Origin of the sequence: Enterobacter wuhouensis, assembly GCF_035835995.1 — a bacterium.
In the GTDB taxonomy this organism is placed as follows: domain Bacteria; phylum Pseudomonadota; class Gammaproteobacteria; order Enterobacterales; family Enterobacteriaceae; genus Enterobacter; species Enterobacter wuhouensis.
The window spans coordinates 4,750,910-4,766,929 of the sequence record NZ_CP142124.1 but is presented as its reverse complement, the minus strand read 5'-3'; the positions used below and the strand labels follow the sequence as shown (position 1 = coordinate 4,766,929).

The 16,020-nt window shown below is 53.3% G+C and carries 13 protein-coding genes; 7 read left to right on the top strand and 6 right to left on the bottom strand.

Features of this window, described 5'->3' with window-relative positions; translation table 11 throughout:
• Positions 1 to 12 precede the first annotated feature (12 nt).
• Entirely contained in the window at positions 13 to 999 is a 987-nt protein-coding gene (locus VPX56_RS22715; RefSeq protein WP_131635575.1) for a serine/threonine protein kinase, read from the top strand.
• 27 nt (positions 1,000 to 1,026) lie between these two features.
• A complete protein-coding gene (gene dsbA, locus VPX56_RS22710; protein ID WP_131635576.1) occupies positions 1,027 to 1,650 on the top strand; it encodes a thiol:disulfide interchange protein DsbA in 624 nt (207 codons plus the stop codon).
• A gap of 23 nt (positions 1,651 to 1,673) precedes the next feature.
• On the opposite strand, the gene VPX56_RS22705 is transcribed toward dsbA, so the two are convergent.
• Positions 1,674 to 2,582 (bottom strand): acyltransferase, encoded by a 909-nt coding sequence (locus tag VPX56_RS22705; RefSeq protein ID WP_326472176.1) that lies wholly within the window; start codon positions 2,580 to 2,582, stop codon positions 1,674 to 1,676.
• Between the two features lie 440 nt (positions 2,583 to 3,022).
• Between VPX56_RS22705 and polA the strand changes: the two genes are divergently transcribed.
• Both polA and VPX56_RS23090 read left to right on the top strand, forming a co-directional pair.
• Positions 3,023 to 5,818: a DNA polymerase I gene (gene polA / locus VPX56_RS22700; RefSeq protein WP_326469067.1), complete on the top strand. Its 2,796-nt coding sequence runs from the start codon at positions 3,023 to 3,025 to the stop codon at positions 5,816 to 5,818.
• Positions 5,819 to 5,984: 166 nt separating this feature from the next.
• Positions 5,985 to 6,032, top strand: a complete 48-nt coding sequence (locus VPX56_RS23090) for a small protein SpfP (RefSeq protein WP_071892919.1) — start codon at positions 5,985 to 5,987, stop codon at positions 6,030 to 6,032.
• Positions 6,033 to 6,130: 98 nt separating this feature from the next.
• On the opposite strand, the gene yihA is transcribed toward VPX56_RS23090, so the two are convergent.
• The gene (yihA, locus tag VPX56_RS22695) at positions 6,131 to 6,766 is read right to left on the bottom strand and encodes a ribosome biogenesis GTP-binding protein YihA/YsxC (RefSeq protein ID WP_326469065.1); all 636 of its coding nucleotides are present in this window, start codon (positions 6,764 to 6,766) and stop codon (positions 6,131 to 6,133) included.
• Between the two features lie 579 nt (positions 6,767 to 7,345).
• Here yihA and yihI point away from each other — a divergent pair.
• Both yihI and hemN read left to right on the top strand, forming a co-directional pair.
• Entirely contained in the window at positions 7,346 to 7,861 is a 516-nt protein-coding gene (gene yihI / locus VPX56_RS22690; RefSeq protein WP_263611024.1) for a Der GTPase-activating protein YihI, read from the top strand.
• 188 nt (positions 7,862 to 8,049) lie between these two features.
• Positions 8,050 to 9,423 carry an oxygen-independent coproporphyrinogen III oxidase gene (gene hemN / locus VPX56_RS22685; RefSeq protein ID WP_326469063.1) on the top strand — a complete coding sequence of 458 codons (1,374 nt, stop codon included), beginning with the start codon at positions 8,050 to 8,052 and terminating at the stop codon, positions 9,421 to 9,423.
• Between the two features lie 100 nt (positions 9,424 to 9,523).
• Here hemN and VPX56_RS22680 read toward each other — a convergent pair whose 3' ends face one another.
• The 4 genes from VPX56_RS22680 to glnA form a co-directional block, all read right to left on the bottom strand.
• Positions 9,524 to 9,634 (bottom strand): YshB family small membrane protein, encoded by a 111-nt coding sequence (locus tag VPX56_RS22680; protein WP_125358805.1) that lies wholly within the window; start codon positions 9,632 to 9,634, stop codon positions 9,524 to 9,526.
• Between the two features lie 110 nt (positions 9,635 to 9,744).
• Positions 9,745 to 11,157 (bottom strand): nitrogen regulation protein NR(I), encoded by a 1,413-nt coding sequence (gene glnG, locus VPX56_RS22675; RefSeq protein ID WP_131635582.1) that lies wholly within the window; start codon positions 11,155 to 11,157, stop codon positions 9,745 to 9,747.
• Between the two features lie 11 nt (positions 11,158 to 11,168).
• The gene (glnL, locus tag VPX56_RS22670; protein WP_263611021.1) at positions 11,169 to 12,218 is read right to left on the bottom strand and encodes a nitrogen regulation protein NR(II); all 1,050 of its coding nucleotides are present in this window, start codon (positions 12,216 to 12,218) and stop codon (positions 11,169 to 11,171) included.
• Between the two features lie 186 nt (positions 12,219 to 12,404).
• On the bottom strand, positions 12,405 to 13,814 hold the full coding sequence (glnA, locus tag VPX56_RS22665) for a glutamate--ammonia ligase (protein ID WP_023333896.1): 1,410 nt from the start codon (positions 13,812 to 13,814) through the stop codon (positions 12,405 to 12,407).
• 378 nt (positions 13,815 to 14,192) lie between these two features.
• Here glnA and typA point away from each other — a divergent pair, with 378 nt between their 5' ends.
• A complete protein-coding gene (gene typA / locus VPX56_RS22660; protein WP_039032182.1) occupies positions 14,193 to 16,016 on the top strand; it encodes a ribosome-dependent GTPase TypA in 1,824 nt (607 codons plus the stop codon).
• Positions 16,017 to 16,020 lie beyond the last annotated feature (4 nt).

Below are 16,020 nucleotides of genomic sequence, written 5' to 3'. Positions count from 1 at the left end.
CCGGATGATCGGATGAACGACCAGGCTTTTACTTTCCAGACATTACACCCGGATACCATTATGGACGCCCTCTTCGAGCAGGGTATTCGGGTGGAATCTGGGTTAACCCCTTTAAACAGTTACGAAAACCGCGTCTATCAATTCCAGGACGAGGACCGTCAGCGCTTTGTTGTTAAGTTCTATCGTCCAAAGCGCTGGTCTGCAGAACAAATTCAGGAAGAGCATCAGTTTACCCACGATATGCTGGATGACGATGTTCCCGTTGCTGCACCCCTGAAATTTAATAACCAAACGCTGCTAACGCACGAAGGGTTTTACTACGCTGTATTTCCAAGCCTGGGCGGCCGTCAGTTTGAGGCGGATAATATCGATCAGATGGAATGGGTTGCCCGCTATCTGGGACGCATTCATCAGACGGGACGTAAAAAGCCATTTATCGCCCGGCCCACTATCGGTATTGAGGAATATCTTATCGAACCCCGTAAGGTATTCGAAACTTCGACGCTAATCCCCAATGGATTAAAGGATAATTTCCTCAACGCGACCGATAAACTTATTGATGCGGTTAAGGCTTGCTGGCGCGATGATATTTCCACTCTGCGCCTGCACGGTGATTGCCATGCGGGGAATATCCTCTGGCGTGATGGCCCGCTGTTTGTCGATCTTGATGATGCGCGAATGGGGCCTGCTGTTCAGGATCTCTGGATGCTGCTTAACGGCGACAAAGCCGAGCAACGTATGCAGCTTGAAACCATCATTGAAGCGTATGAAGAATTCAGCCCCTTTAATTCAGACGAAATTGCCTTGATAGAACCTTTACGTGCGATGCGTTTTGTTTATTATCTCGCGTGGCTTATCAGGCGTTGGGACGATCCCGCATTCCCTCGAAATTTCCCGTGGCTCACCGGGGAGGATTACTGGCGCAGCCAGATATCCACATTTACCGAGCAGGTTAAGGTTCTGCAAGAACCCCCTTTGCAAATAACGCCGATGTATTAATTAGACACATCCAGGAGAGAGTTGATCATGAAAAAAATTTGGCTGGCGCTGGCAGGTATGATTCTGGCATTTAGCGCTTCTGCTGCACAGTTTACCGACGGTAAACAGTTCACCACGCTGGAAAAGCCGGTTGCCGGTGAGCCACAGGTTCTGGAGTTCTTCTCGTTCTACTGCCCGCACTGCTATCAATTCGAGGAAGTGCTGCACGTTTCGGATAGCGTGAAGAAAAAGCTGCCAGAAGGCACCAAAATGACCAAGTATCACGTTGAGTTCCTGGGCCCATTGGGTAAAGACCTGACTCAGGCGTGGGCGGTTGCTATGGCGCTGGGTGTGGAAGATAAAGTCACTGCCCCAATGTTTGAAGCCGTACAGAAAACCCAGACCGTTCAAACTACGGCTGATATCCGTAAAGTGTTCGTGGATGCGGGCGTGAAAGGTGAAGAGTACGACGCAGCCTGGAACAGCTTTGTGGTGAAATCTCTGGTTGCCCAGCAGGAAAAAGCGGCAGCTGACCTGCAGCTGCAGGGTGTGCCAGCGATGTTTGTTAACGGGAAATATCAGCTGAACATGCAGGGCATGGATACCAGCAGCATGGATATCTTCGTACAGCAGTATGCAGACACCGTGAAATATCTGGTTGAAAAGAAATAAGATTATTGATGTAAAAGCGCCGGTCACTGACCGGCGTTTTTGTATGAAGCTTTAATGTTGTCTATCTGCTCGTCTTTCTCGTTCCAGAGTGTATTAAGCCAAAGCTGGAAACGACGTTTGAAATTCTTATCGTTAACGTAATCGCCATGTCGCTCCGCCTCAACAGGAACCAGATCAATACGAACCACAATCCGCGTCAGCTTGCCGCTGAGCATATCGTAGAATGGTGTCTTGTCGTTTTCCGGATAGCAGAGCGTAACGTTCAGTAATTTATCGAACTGCTCGCCCAGAACATTAAGCGCCATTGCTATGCCTGCCGCCTTAGGTGGCAGTAAGTTCTTATAGGGCGAACGCGTCTGTTGGCGCTTATCTTCCGTAAAGCGGGAGCCTTCTACAAAGTTAACAATAGTCGTCGGATGCGCGCGAAATTTCTCGCAGGAGCGGCGAGTGGTCTCCACATCTTTACCGCGATGTTCGGGATGACGAAGTAAATAGCTGCGTGAATAGCGTTTCATAAACGGCATATCCAGCGCCCAGCAGGCAAGGCCGATAAAAGGAACCCATGCCAGCTGCTGCTTAAGGAAGTATTTATTCATCGGAATGTGCTTGCGGAACAGCACGCATAACACCACGATATCAGCCCAGCTGTGGTGATTGCAGATCAGCAGATACCAGTTCTTTTTATCGAGCCTTTCCAGTCCCTGGACATCCCACTTTAAATGCGGATTCAGATACAGCAGGATCGCCAGGCCTTCGCACCAGCAGTACATCATAAAATTGCAAAATGCAGACACGGCTCGCCAGACCCGGGGTACAGGCAGCAAGAGTTTAATTATTCCGGCGAGGATGATTGGCACAGAACAGGCGATAGTCACCAGAATAGTTAAAATAATGCTGAGCACTAATGTTATTGCAGCGAGCAATCTCGACATGATGAGCTTTTTCAAGTGGTTAGATAAAGAGGTGCAGCCGGTCATCCGGTGCAGGGCGCTGATTTTATCAGAAAACAGACAAAAAAATGGTGCTTTAAGGCTGTAGGCGGAAGGCTTTGACCTCTGTACAGCAGATTTATCTATTGAGGCCAGGTTGATGAGGCTTATATCCACATAGACTAAATTGCCATCAGTAAGCCATATAGACAAAAATACCATCATTAATTAACTGATAATTAAGCGTTAATTAATTTTATGTAGAACGTTTTAGCGTTTGTTATTCATATGAATTGAAAGTATGCACAAAGTTATCCACAGAACGGTTTTTGCGAGCGATCCTCACGATCGCAAAATCTTTTCCTGTTTCCGGCCCTAATAACTGATGTTTTCATCCTTCTGTGGCATCCTTTACCCATAAATTGATTAAAGGCACGGACATTATGGTTCAGATCCCAGAAAACCCTCTTATTCTCGTCGATGGCTCTTCTTACCTGTATCGGGCGTATCATGCGTTTCCTCCTCTGACCAATAGCGCAGGAGAACCGACCGGCGCAATGTACGGCGTGCTGAATATGCTGCGCAGCCTGATCCTCCAGTATCAGCCAACCCATGCGGCGGTCGTCTTTGATGCGAAGGGCAAAACCTTCCGCGACGAACTGTTTGAGCATTACAAATCTCACCGCCCGCCAATGCCGGACGATCTGCGCGCGCAGATTGAGCCGCTGCATACCATGGTGAAAGCGATGGGTCTGCCTCTGCTGGCCGTCTCTGGCGTTGAGGCCGATGACGTGATCGGCACGCTGGCGCGTGAAGCTGAAAAAATGGGCCGCCCGGTACTGATCAGCACCGGCGATAAAGATATGGCTCAGCTGGTGACGCCTGGGATCACCCTAATTAACACCATGACCAACACCATTCTGGGGCCGGAAGAGGTCGTCGCGAAATATGGCGTGCCGCCAGAGCTGATTATCGATTTTCTGGCCCTGATGGGTGACTCCTCGGACAACATTCCAGGCGTGCCGGGCGTGGGTGAAAAAACCGCGCAGGCGCTGCTGCAGGGTTTGGGCGGTCTGGATACGCTGTATTCGCAATCCGACAAAATCGCCGGCCTGACATTCCGTGGCGCAAAAACTATGGCCGCGAAACTGGAAGACAACAAAGAGGTGGCTTATCTCTCCTATAAGCTCGCTACCATCAAAACGGACGTTGAGCTTGAACTGGGCTGTGAACAGCTCCAAGTGCAGCAACCTTCCGCTGACGATCTGCTGAGCCTGTTTAAGCAATATGAATTCAAGCGCTGGATCGTTGATGTAGAAGGCGGTAAGTGGCTACAGGCAAAAGGCGCCAAGCCTGCTTCGAAGCCAAAAGAGACCATTGTCGTTGATGCTGAAGAGCTGGCGGAAGAAGAAGAAGCCGTAACCCTCTCCTTCGATAACTACGAGACCATCCTAGAAGAGTCGCAGCTGGTTGCCTGGATTGAAAAACTGAAAAAAGCGCCGGTGTTTGCCTTCGATACGGAAACCGACAGCCTCGATAACATCTCAGCCAACATGGTGGGCCTGTCGTTTGCGACAGAGCCAGGCGTTGCGGCCTACGTGCCTGTTGCGCACGATTACCTGGATGCGCCGGATCAGATCTCCCGCGAGCGCGTGCTTGAACTGATGAAGCCAATTCTTGAAGATGACAAGGTACTGAAGGTCGGGCAAAACCTGAAATATGACCGCGGCATTCTGCAAAACTACGGCATTGAACTGCGCGGGATTGCCTTCGACACCATGCTTGAATCCTACATTCTGGACAGCGTCGCGGGCCGTCATGATATGGATTCCTTATCTGACCGCTGGCTCAAGCACAAAACCATCACCTTTGAAGAGATTGCCGGTAAAGGCAAAAATCAGCTCACCTTTAACCAGATTGCTCTTGAAGAGGCGGGGCGCTACGCGGCGGAAGACGCCGACGTGACGCTGCAGCTGCACCTGAAGATGTGGCCAAAACTGCAGAAGCATGAAGGTCCGCTGAACGTGTTCCAGCATATTGAAATGCCGCTGGTACCGGTGCTTTCGCGGATTGAACGCAACGGCGTTAAGATTGACCCAACCGTTCTGCATAACCACTCTGGAGAGCTTGCACAGCGTCTGACCGAGCTTGAGCAAAAGGCCCACGAGCTTGCGGGCGAGCCGTTTAACCTGTCATCTCCTAAACAGCTACAGACCATCCTGTTTGAAAAGCAGGGTATCAAGCCGCTGAAGAAAACCCCTGGCGGCGCGCCGTCTACCTCTGAAGAGGTGCTTGAAGAGCTGGCGCTGGACTATCCGCTGCCAAAAGTCATTCTTCAGTATCGCGGTCTGGCGAAGCTTAAATCGACCTATACCGATAAGCTGCCGCTGATGATCAACCCGAAAACGGGCCGCGTGCATACCTCTTATCACCAGGCCGTTGCGGCGACCGGGCGACTCTCGTCGACCGATCCTAACCTGCAGAACATCCCGGTGCGTAACGAAGAGGGGCGTCGCATCCGTCAGGCGTTCATCGCACCAGATGACTATCTGATTGTCTCTGCGGACTACTCGCAAATTGAGCTGCGCATTATGGCGCACCTGTCGCGTGATAAGGGTTTACTGACCGCGTTTGCCGAAGGTAAGGATATCCACCGGGCGACGGCTGCTGAGGTGTTCGGCCTGCCGCTGGACAGCGTAACTAACGAACAGCGCCGCAGTGCGAAAGCGATCAACTTTGGTCTGATTTACGGCATGAGCGCCTTTGGCCTTTCCCGCCAGCTCAATATTCCGCGTAAAGAATCCCAAAAGTATATGGATCTCTACTTCGAGCGTTATCCGGGCGTGCTGGAGTACATGGAGCGCACGCGTGCCCAGGCGAAAGAAAAAGGTTACGTTGAAACCCTGGACGGTCGTCGTCTGTATCTGCCGGACATCAAATCCAGCAATGCGGCGCGTCGCGCAGGTGCAGAACGTGCCGCAATCAACGCCCCAATGCAGGGCACCGCAGCGGACATCATCAAGCGCGCAATGATTGCCGTAGATGCCTGGCTGGAAAAAGAGAAACCGCGCGTGAAAATGATCATGCAGGTGCACGATGAACTGGTGTTCGAAGTGCACAAGGACGATCTGGAAAACGTGTCTCAGAAGATCCACGAGCTGATGGAAAGCAGCATGACGCTGGATGTACCGTTGCTGGTGGAAGTGGGTAGCGGTGAAAACTGGGATCAGGCTCACTAAGGGTTTATCGAATAACGCGCGTTTTACGTAAGTTAGCAACATAACAGCGCGCGTTTTGTGACGATCATTAGAATTCCCTATGTAAAGAATGAAAAAAAACTACAAAAAGTGCTTTTTCTACAGATAAAAAAGGGGTAGAGTTAACGACGTAGGGTACAGAGGTAAGATGTTCTATCTTTCAGACCTTTTACTTCACGTAATCGGATTTGGCTGAATATTTTAGCCGCCCCAGTCAGTAATGACTGGGGCGTTTTTTATTGCGGCAAAGAAAATGTCAGGCAAAAAAAAGCGCGGACATCGCCGCGCTCGTTATTACTCTTCTTCCGCTTCCGCTTCCGTGGCGGGTTCCAGCTCGTTGAACCAGCTGTCTAGCTTCTGACGCAGCTTATCCACGCCCTGTTTTTTCAGCGATGAGAACGGCTCAACCTGCACGTCACCATTGAACGCCAGTACGGCTTCGCGAACCATATTCACCTGCGCTTTACGCGCGCCGCTTGCCAGCTTATCGGCTTTGGTCAGCAAGACCAGCACGGCGATATCGCTCTCTACGGCCCAGTCGATCATCTGCTGATCGAGATCTTTCAGCGGATGGCGAATATCCATCAGCACCACCAGGCCTTTCAGGCACTGGCGTTTTTCCAGGTATTCACCCAGCGCACGCTGCCATTTGATCTTCATCTCTTCCGGGACCTGGGCATAGCCGTAGCCCGGCAGGTCGACCAATCGCTTGCCGTCAGCCACTTCAAACAGGTTGATCAGCTGAGTACGGCCAGGTGTTTTTGAGGTACGTGCCAGGCTCTTCTGATTGGTCAGCGTATTTAGCGCGCTAGATTTCCCCGCATTGGAGCGGCCAGCGAATGCCACTTCAATACCTGTATCAGAAGGCAGGTGGCGAATATCAGGCGCACTGGTGACAAAATGCGTCTGTTGGTAGTTCCAGGTAGTCACGTGGTCGTCTCCAAAAATCGTAATCTGTGGGGGATTATACCCGAATGCGGACAAAAGACTTTGCTCATTGCAATTTGCGTGTAGGTGAAAACCCTGTTGTTTGTAGGAGATCTGCCATTAAAACTATGGGAGATTTAAGAGAAATCGCAGGTGTTTAAAAATGCAAAACATTAAATATCAGAGAGTTAATATTGGGTAATTATCTGAAAATCCGTTTTTGTACTCCTTCGTTGCTTGTTAGTTTAACGGAACAAGGTAAAGTGTGCGTCAAGGCGAGGATGCCAACAGGATAACGACTTAAGGACAAGGGTCAGGAACGCCAGGAGGCGAAGACTCAGGATTGTCAGGACGACGAGCGCCTGGAGGCGTTTTAACAGGAAAAGGAACCGTATCACGGACGGTATTAGCCAAGGGATAAACAGGGTTTGTTGTTGGCAAACATGGAATGTCTGGCCCGCTAAGGGTTGTGAGTCAGGAAAAAAGGCGACAGATTGCTCTGTCGCCTTTTTTCTTTGCTTGCTTTCTGCTAGATTTCGCCGCAATTCTATACTGAATAAAACGGCTTAAAGATAAAACATCATGAAAAAACCGACCACCGCAGCGGGCGCGAAACGCCCAGCAAAAGCACGCCGCAAAACGCGCGAAGAACTGAACCAGGAAGCGCGCGATCGCAAACGCGATAAAAAGCATCGTGGCCATGCGGCGGGTAGCCGTGCAAGCGGCAGCGGTGCAGCAGGCGCTTCTGCAAATGGTAAGGCGCAGAAAGATCCCCGTATCGGCAGTAAAACTCCCATTCCACTGGGCGTGACAGACACCCCGGTCACTAAGCAGCACAAACCAAAGAGCGAGAAACCTATGCTTTCACCGCAGGCTGAGCTGGATTTGCTGGAGAACGATGAGCGCCTGGACGCGCTGCTGGAACGTCTTGAAGAGGGTGAAACCCTGACCGCTGAAGAGCAGTCATGGGTGGATGCAAAACTGGACCGCATCGATGAGCTGATGCAGAAGCTGGGCCTGTCTTACGATGATGAAGAAGACGAAGAAGAAGAAGAAAAGCAGGAAGATATGATGCGTCTTCTGAAGGGTGGAAACTAACATTTGCACCCGGCAGGTACGATAGTCCTGCTTATAACCCTTCCGGTTATATGTTATCTGGCGTGGTTATTCGTTAAACTACGGCGGTTGTCGCGGCGACAGAAGTGGCTGCGCACCCGAATGATGGCCCCCAACGGGGCCAGAACGGGCCGCCGTATGCGAACGCGACACCAACGGAAGGAGTGAGCATGTCAGCACCAACTATCGACTGGGATTTGGCCCTAATCCAGAAATATAACTATTCCGGGCCGCGTTATACCTCTTACCCCACCGCGCTGGAGTTCTCCGATGCTTTCGGCGAGGCGGAATTTCAGCAGGCTGTCGCGCGCTATCCCGAGCGTCCGCTGTCGCTCTACGTCCATATTCCGTTCTGCCACAAGCTTTGCTACTTCTGCGGCTGCAATAAAATTGTTACCCGCCAGCAGCATAAAGCCGATCAGTACCTTGATGCGCTCGAGCAGGAAATTCTGCATCGCGCACCGCTGTTTGCCGGTCGTCACGTCAGCCAGCTTCACTGGGGCGGCGGGACGCCAACCTATCTGAATAAAACGCAAATCACCCGCCTGATGACGCTACTGCGCAGCAACTTCAATTTTGATGAAGATGCCGAAATCTCGATTGAAGTGGATCCGCGTGAAATCGAGCTGGATGTACTGGATCACTTACGCGCAGAGGGGTTCAACCGCCTGAGCATGGGCGTGCAGGACTTCAACAAAGAGGTGCAGCGCCTGGTGAACCGCGAGCAGGACGAAGAATTTATCTTTGCCTTACTCAACCACGCGCGTGACATCGGCTTTACCTCAACCAATATCGACCTGATTTACGGCCTGCCGAAGCAGACGCCGGAGAGCTTTGCCTTCACGCTAAAACGCGTGGCCGAGCTCAACCCGGACCGCCTGAGCGTCTTTAACTACGCGCATCTGCCGACGCTGTTTGCCGCTCAGCGCAAAATCAAAGATGCCGACCTGCCGTCAGCCCAGCAAAAGCTGGATATCCTGCAAGAAACCATCACCTCGCTGACCGACGCCGGCTATCAGTTTATCGGGATGGACCACTTTGCCCGTCCGGACGACGAGCTGGCGATTGCCCAGCGTGAAGGCATTCTGCACCGCAATTTCCAGGGCTACACCACGCAGGGCGATACCGATCTGCTGGGAATGGGCGTCTCCGCCATCAGCATGATCGGCGACTGCTACGCGCAGAACCAGAAAGAGCTGAAGCTTTACTATCAGCAGGTCGATGAAACCGGCAACGCCCTGTGGCGCGGTATCGCATTAACCCGTGATGACTGCATCAGACGCGACGTCATAAAGGCGCTGATCTGCAACTTCCGTCTCGACTTCCGCGACGTGGAAGCGCAGTGGAATCTGACGTTCAGTGATTATTTCGCCGAAGACCTGAAGCTCATTGCACCGCTGGCGAAAGATGGGCTGGTGGATGTGTCGGAGAGTGCGATTGAGGTTACGCCGAAAGGGCGCCTGTTGATTCGTAATATCTGCATGTGCTTTGACGCGTACCTGCGTCAGAAAGCCCGTATGCAGCAGTTCTCGCGGGTGATTTAAGCTGCAATGCTGGGTGGCGGCTTCGCCTTACCCAGCCTACAAAAGTGCGAAATGTAGGCCGGGTAAGCGAAGCGCCACCCGGCTTTTCTTCACCTTCTAGCTAGCTAAACAGCCCCACCAGCGCCGCACACAGCACTGCGGCAACGGCTGTTTGTGGCGTATGGCTTTCAGCTGCTCCGCTAGAGAGCAAATTGACTAATGATTCCAGCATGATGATCCCCCCAAATTTCCGGGCACGATCATACAAAACTCATCGGAACAGTAAAGCGCAAAATAACGGCAATTTACGCTCAAATAATCATCTTTACACAGCGGTAAAGATCACTCCATTCCCAGCTCTTTCAGCTTGCGCGTCAGGGTATTTCGGCCCCATCCCAGCAGGCGAGCGGCCTCCTGTTTATGGCCCTGCGTATGACGAAGCGCGGTGGTCAGCAGCGTGCGCTCCATCTCAGGCTGAGCCTCAGACAGCAGGTTTTGATGACCGGAACGCAGCGCGCGATCGGCCCACTGCGCCAGCAGCGTCGCCCAGCTGTCCGGCAGCGCGTGTCCGGTGCTGCTTTCCGGGACGGTGGCTTCAAAAAGCTCCGCCGGTAAATCCTGAATCAGCACTTCCTGCCCGGCGGCCATCACGGTCAGCCAGCGACAGGTGTTCTCCAGCTGGCGCACGTTGCCCGGCCAGGCCAGGCGGGTGAGGGCGGCGTCGGTTTCCGGATGCAGCAGCTTCGCTTCAACGCCCAGCTCGCGGGCAGCCACCTGCAGGAAGTGACGCGCCAGGCGCGGAATGTCTTCCCGACGCTCGCGCAGCGGCGGCAGGTGAACGCGGATCACGTTCAGGCGGTGGAATAAATCCTCGCGGAATTTACCCTCCTGCACGCGCAGCTCCAGGTTCTGGTGCGTTGCCGCGATAATGCGCACGTCGACCTTCACCGGCGCATAGCCGCCCACGCGGTAAAACTGCCCGTCGGCCAGCACGCGCAGCAGGCGGGTCTGAACGTCCAGCGGCATATCGCCGATTTCATCCAGGAAAAGCGTGCCGCCATCGGCCTGCTCAAAGCGCCCCTGACGAATGGTATTCGCGCCGGTAAACGCCCCTTTTTCATGGCCGAACAGCTCGGACTCAATCAAATCCTTCGGGATCGCCGCCATGTTCAGCGCGATAAAAGGCGCTTTTGCCCGCGGGCTATGGCGATGCAGCGCGTGGGCAACAAGCTCTTTACCGGTTCCCGATTCGCCGTTAATCAATACGCTGATGGACGAACGTGAAAGACGTCCGATAATGCGAAACACATCCTGCATCGCAGGCGCTTCGCCAATGATGTCCGTCGTGGGGCCAAAATCGGGCGCATTACGAGGCTGTTGTTGTTCCTGGTAGTGGCTGATGGCGCGTTCGACCAGCGCAACCGCCTCGTCGATATCAAACGGCTTTGGCAGGTAATCAAACGCCCCTTGCTGGTAAGCGCTCACGGCGGCATCCAGATCGGAGTGCGCCGTCATTATGATGACCGGAAGCATAGGATGGCGTTGTTTGATCTGCTTTAACAGCGCCAGCCCGTCCATTCCCGGCATGCGAATATCGGACAGCAGAACGTCCGGCGTTTTGGTCGTCAGTGCATCAAGCACCTCGCTGCCGCTCTCAAACGTCGTGCAGGTCAATCCCGCTCCGGTGAGCGCGCGTTCAAGCACCCAACGGATGGAGCTATCGTCATCGACTACCCAGACTATCCCTCGTTGCATAAACGTCACCTTTATTTTTTAATCGGCAGGAAAACCGAAAACTCGGTATGCCCCGGCCAACTGGTAAATTCAATTTTGCCAGAGTGTTGGTCAATCAGGCTGCGGGCAATGGATAACCCCAGCCCGGTCCCGCCTTCGCGGCCGCTGACCATCGGGTAAAACAGCGTGTCCTGCAGATGCGGCGGAATACCCGGTCCGTTATCTTCGATGTCGATACGTGCCGCCAGACGGTAGCGAACGCCGTGCAGCGTAAGCTGGAATGCGGTGCGGGTGCGCAGGATTATTTCGCCCCCCTCCGGCCCCAGCGCCTGCAGCGCGTTGCGCACAATATTCAGCAGAACCTGTTCGATCTGATCCGGGTCGTGCGCCAGTTCCGGCAGGCTTGGGTCGTAATCACGTACCAGCGTGACGTTGTCCGGGAGTTCCATAGAGACAAGCTTCACCACGCGCTCGGCCACTTTATGAATGCTTTCAGAGATATGCATTCCCGGCTGCTGCGGCCCTAACAGGCGGTCGACCAGGTTACGCAGGCGGTCGGCCTGTTCAATGATGACGTTGGTATACTCCGCGAGCGCGGGGTCTGGCAGCGCTTTGGTCAACAGCTGCGCCGCGCCGCGAAGCCCGCCCAGCGGGTTTTTGATTTCATGCGCCAGGCCGCGCACCAGGTCGCGAGCCGCGATTTGCTGGGCGTGCTGGAGCTGCTCCTGGCTGAGGCGGCGCTGGTTATCCATCGGCGCCATTTCGAGCAGGATCAACCCTTCAGGTAGCCGCTGCGCCGTCAGGGACAGAATGTGCGATCGCCCGTCGATCACCAGCGTCACTTCGTTATCCGTGAACCCCTGACCGGCCTGCAGACTCTCCTGCATCAAGCCAATATTCAGCGAAAAATAGCTCAACAGCTCAGGAAGCGGGGTGCCAAACAGTTTGCGCGCGCTCTGGGCGAGCAGTTGCTGCGCCGCCGGGTTGGCGTAATGCACCGCCAGCTCGTCGTCGACCAGCAAAATACTGTTAATCAAGGAATTGAGGATCTGCCCAGCATCGGGCAGCGTGCCAGTTGCCATTCAGCAGTCTCCTGGAGTTGGTTGCACTAATTTAGTGCAGTATAGCTTTTTCGTCGTAAAAAGCGCGTGAGATCAGGTTGTTGGTGGAGAAAAAAGCCCATCCGAAGATGGGCTGAAAGTTTCCACGGCAACAACTAAAAACAGCTTGCGGGTCACGCGAAAAGGTCGCGTGAAACCCGTTAAAACTTAAACGCTGTAGTACAGTTCGAACTCAACCGGGTGCGGGGTCATGCGAACGCGGTCGTTTTCTTCGGTACGCAGCGCGATGTAAGCGTCGATAGCTTCATCGGTGAACACGCCGCCAGCCGTCAGGAACTCACGGTCTGCGTCCAGCGCCTGCAGGGCTTCTTCCAGAGAGCCGGCAACCTGTGGGATCTCTTTCGCTTCTTCTGGCGGCAGGTCGTACAGGTTTTTGTCCATGGCTTCGCCTGGGTGGATCTTGTTCTTAATACCGTCCAGACCGGCCATCAGCAGCGCTGCGAAGCACAGGTATGGGTTAGCCGCTGGGTCCGGGAAGCGCACTTCGATACGGCGCGCTTTTGGCGACGCAACAACCGGGATACGGATAGAAGCAGAACGGTTACGGGCAGAGTAAGCCAGCATGACCGGCGCTTCGTAGCCTGGGACCAGACGCTTGTAGGAGTTAGTGGTTGGGTTCGCCAGGGCGTTGATCGCTTTAGCGTGTTTGATAACACCACCGATGTAGTGCAGCGCCTGCTCGGACAGACCGGCATATTTGTCGCCAGAGAACAGGTTAGTGCCGTTCTTGGACAGGGACATGTGGCAGTGCATACCGGAACCGTTGTCGCCAAACATTGGTTTTGGCATGAAGGTCGCGGTTTTACCGAAACGGTGCGCAACGTTGTGCACAACGTATTTGTAGATCTGAATCTCATCCGCTTTTTTGGTCATGGTGTTGAAGCGGGTAGCGATTTCGTTCTGGCCAGCGGTGGCCACTTCGTGGTGGTGCGCTTCAACAACCAGGCCCATCTCTTCCATGATCAGACACATGGTAGAACGAATGTCCTGTGAAGAATCGACCGGAGGAACCGGGAAGTAACCGCCTTTCACGCCAGGACGGTGACCTTTGTTACCACCTTCGTATTTGGTGGAAGAGTTCCATGCGCCTTCGATATCATCGATAGCCACGTGGGAACCAGAAATTGAAGCGCCGAAACGGATGTCGTCAAACAGGAAGAACTCTGGCTCTGGCCCGAACAGAACGGTGTCCGCGATGCCGGTAGAACGCAGGTACTCTTCAGCGCGTTTCGCGATGGAGCGTGGATCGCGGTCGTAACCCTGCAGCGTGCCTGGCTCGAGGATATCGCAACGGATGATCAGAGTCGGTTCTTCGAAGAACGGGTCAATGAGCGCGGTGGTCGCGTCCGGCATCAGAACCATGTCGGATTCGTTAATGCCTTTCCAGCCGCCAATGGAGGAGCCGTCAAACATTTTGCCTTCTTCAAAGAATTCGGCGTTCACCTGATGAGCAGGGATTGTGACGTGCTGTTCTTTACCTTTGGTATCGGTGAAGCGCAGATCAACAAACTTCACTTCATGTTCGTTCAGCATCGTCAAAACGTGTTCAGCGGACATACTTAACTCTCCAGATTGGTCATTGTCGTCGTGGTAACGAGGTCTTCAATTTCTGTTTGTACTGGCTGTTGCCATGTATTTTTTATAAAGCGAAATCTGTGCCAACTTTTAAAACACCCCCAAAAGGCGTTATCATGCGCACCATAGTGCAAAAGGGCTGCACCACGATGGATTTGTTGCACCAGTATAGTGCTTCAATGTGAACATTGAGCACCATATTGGTGCAATTTACGTTAAAGTGCCCTTTTACCGCTCCGTGAAAGCGATCACAAAGCATCTCTGCAATACTTGTTTGCGGGGGATGTTTGTGATCCTGTTTTGTAGTGCGATTAATCCGTGTACAATAACGCGCTATTTCTAAATGCCTGAGGCAAAGTTGTGATCGAAAATTTGCGTAACATCGCCATCATCGCGCACGTAGACCATGGTAAAACTACCCTGGTTGACAAGCTGCTGCAGCAATCCGGTACGTTTGATGCGCGTGCCGAAACCCAAGAACGCGTGATGGACTCCAACGATTTGGAGAAAGAGCGTGGGATTACTATCCTCGCGAAAAACACCGCGATTAAATGGAATGACTACCGTATCAACATCGTTGATACCCCAGGGCACGCCGACTTCGGTGGTGAAGTTGAACGTGTAATGTCCATGGTAGACTCCGTTCTGCTGGTCGTTGACGCAATGGATGGCCCAATGCCACAGACGCGCTTCGTGACCAAAAAAGCTTTTGCCCATGGTCTGAAGCCAATCGTTGTTATCAACAAAGTTGACCGCCCTGGCGCGCGTCCTGACTGGGTTGTTGACCAGGTCTTCGACCTGTTCGTTAACCTCGACGCGACCGACGAGCAGCTGGACTTCCCTATCGTTTACGCTTCTGCGCTGAACGGTATTGCAGGTCTGGACCACGAAGACATGGCCGAAGACATGACCCCGCTGTACCAGGCGATTGTTGACCGTGTTCCTGCACCAAACGTTGATCTCGACGGCACCCTGCAGATGCAGATCTCTCAGCTCGACTACAACAACTACGTTGGCGTCATCGGCATTGGTCGTATCAAGCGCGGTAAAGTTAAGCCTAACCAGCAGGTTACTATCATCGATAGCGAAGGCAAAACCCGTAACGGTAAAGTCGGTAAAGTCCTGACTCACCTGGGTCTTGAGCGTATCGATAGCGACATCGCTGAAGCAGGCGACATCATCGCCATCACCGGTCTGGGTGAGCTGAACATCTCCGACACCATCTGCGATCCGCAGAACGTCGAAGCGCTGCCGGCCCTGTCCGTTGATGAACCAACCGTATCCATGTTCTTCAACGTCAACACCTCTCCGTTCTGTGGTAAAGAAGGTAAGTTCGTTACTTCTCGTCAGATCCTTGACCGCCTGAACAAAGAGCTGGTGCACAACGTTGCGTTGCGCGTTGAAGAAACACCAGACGCTGATGCATTCCGCGTGTCCGGTCGTGGTGAGCTGCACCTGTCAGTTCTGATCGAAAACATGCGTCGTGAAGGTTTCGAGATGGCGGTTTCCCGTCCGAAAGTTATCTTCCGCGAAATCGACGGCCGTAAACAAGAGCCGTTCGAAAACGTCACGCTGGACGTTGAAGAGCAGCACCAGGGTTCTGTGATGCAGGCTCTGGGCGAGCGTAAAGGCGACCTGAAAAACATGAATCCAGACGGCAAAGGCCGCGTACGTCTCGACTACGTGATCCCAAGCCGTGGTCTGATCGGCTTCCGTTCAGAATTCATGACCATGACGTCCGGTACAGGTCTGCTGTACTCCACCTTCAGCCACTACGACGACGTGCGTCCAGGCGAAGTGGGCCAGCGTAACAACGGCGTGCTGATCTCCAACGGTCAGGGTAAAGCGGTTGCGTTCGCACTGTTCAGCCTGCAGGACCGCGGTAAGCTGTTCCTGGGCCACGGTGCAGAAGTTTACGAAGGCCAGATCATCGGTATTCACAGCCGTTCTAACGACCTGACCGTAAACTGCCTGACCGGTAAGAAACTGACCAACATGCGTGCGTCCGGTACTGACGAAGCAACGGTTCTGGTTCCACCGGTTAAGATGACCCTGGAGCAGGCTCTGGAGTTCATCGATGATGACGAACTGGTCGAAGTGACTCCACAGTCAATTCGTATCCGTAAACGTCACCTGACCGAGAACGACCGTAAACGCGCGATGCGTGGTCCGAAAGAAGACTAATTCA

Coding starts and splice junctions, on each gene's coding strand:
- glnA (WP_023333896.1), bottom strand. CDS start 13,814: ATGTCCGCTGAACACGTTTTGACGATGCTGAACGAACATGAAGTGAAG.
- glnG (WP_131635582.1), bottom strand. CDS start 11,157: ATGCAACGAGGGATAGTCTGGGTAGTCGATGACGATAGCTCCATCCGT.
- dsbA (WP_131635576.1), top strand. CDS start 1,027: ATGAAAAAAATTTGGCTGGCGCTGGCAGGTATGATTCTGGCATTTAGC.
- glnL (WP_263611021.1), bottom strand. CDS start 12,218: ATGGCAACTGGCACGCTGCCCGATGCTGGGCAGATCCTCAATTCCTTG.
- polA (WP_326469067.1), top strand. CDS start 3,023: ATGGTTCAGATCCCAGAAAACCCTCTTATTCTCGTCGATGGCTCTTCT.
- VPX56_RS22705 (WP_326472176.1), bottom strand. CDS start 2,582: ATGTCGAGATTGCTCGCTGCAATAACATTAGTGCTCAGCATTATTTTA.
- hemN (WP_326469063.1), top strand. CDS start 8,050: ATGTCAGCACCAACTATCGACTGGGATTTGGCCCTAATCCAGAAATAT.
- VPX56_RS22715 (WP_131635575.1), top strand. CDS start 13: ATGAACGACCAGGCTTTTACTTTCCAGACATTACACCCGGATACCATT.
- VPX56_RS22680 (WP_125358805.1), bottom strand. CDS start 9,634: ATGCTGGAATCATTAGTCAATTTGCTCTCTAGCGGAGCAGCTGAAAGC.
- yihI (WP_263611024.1), top strand. CDS start 7,346: ATGAAAAAACCGACCACCGCAGCGGGCGCGAAACGCCCAGCAAAAGCA.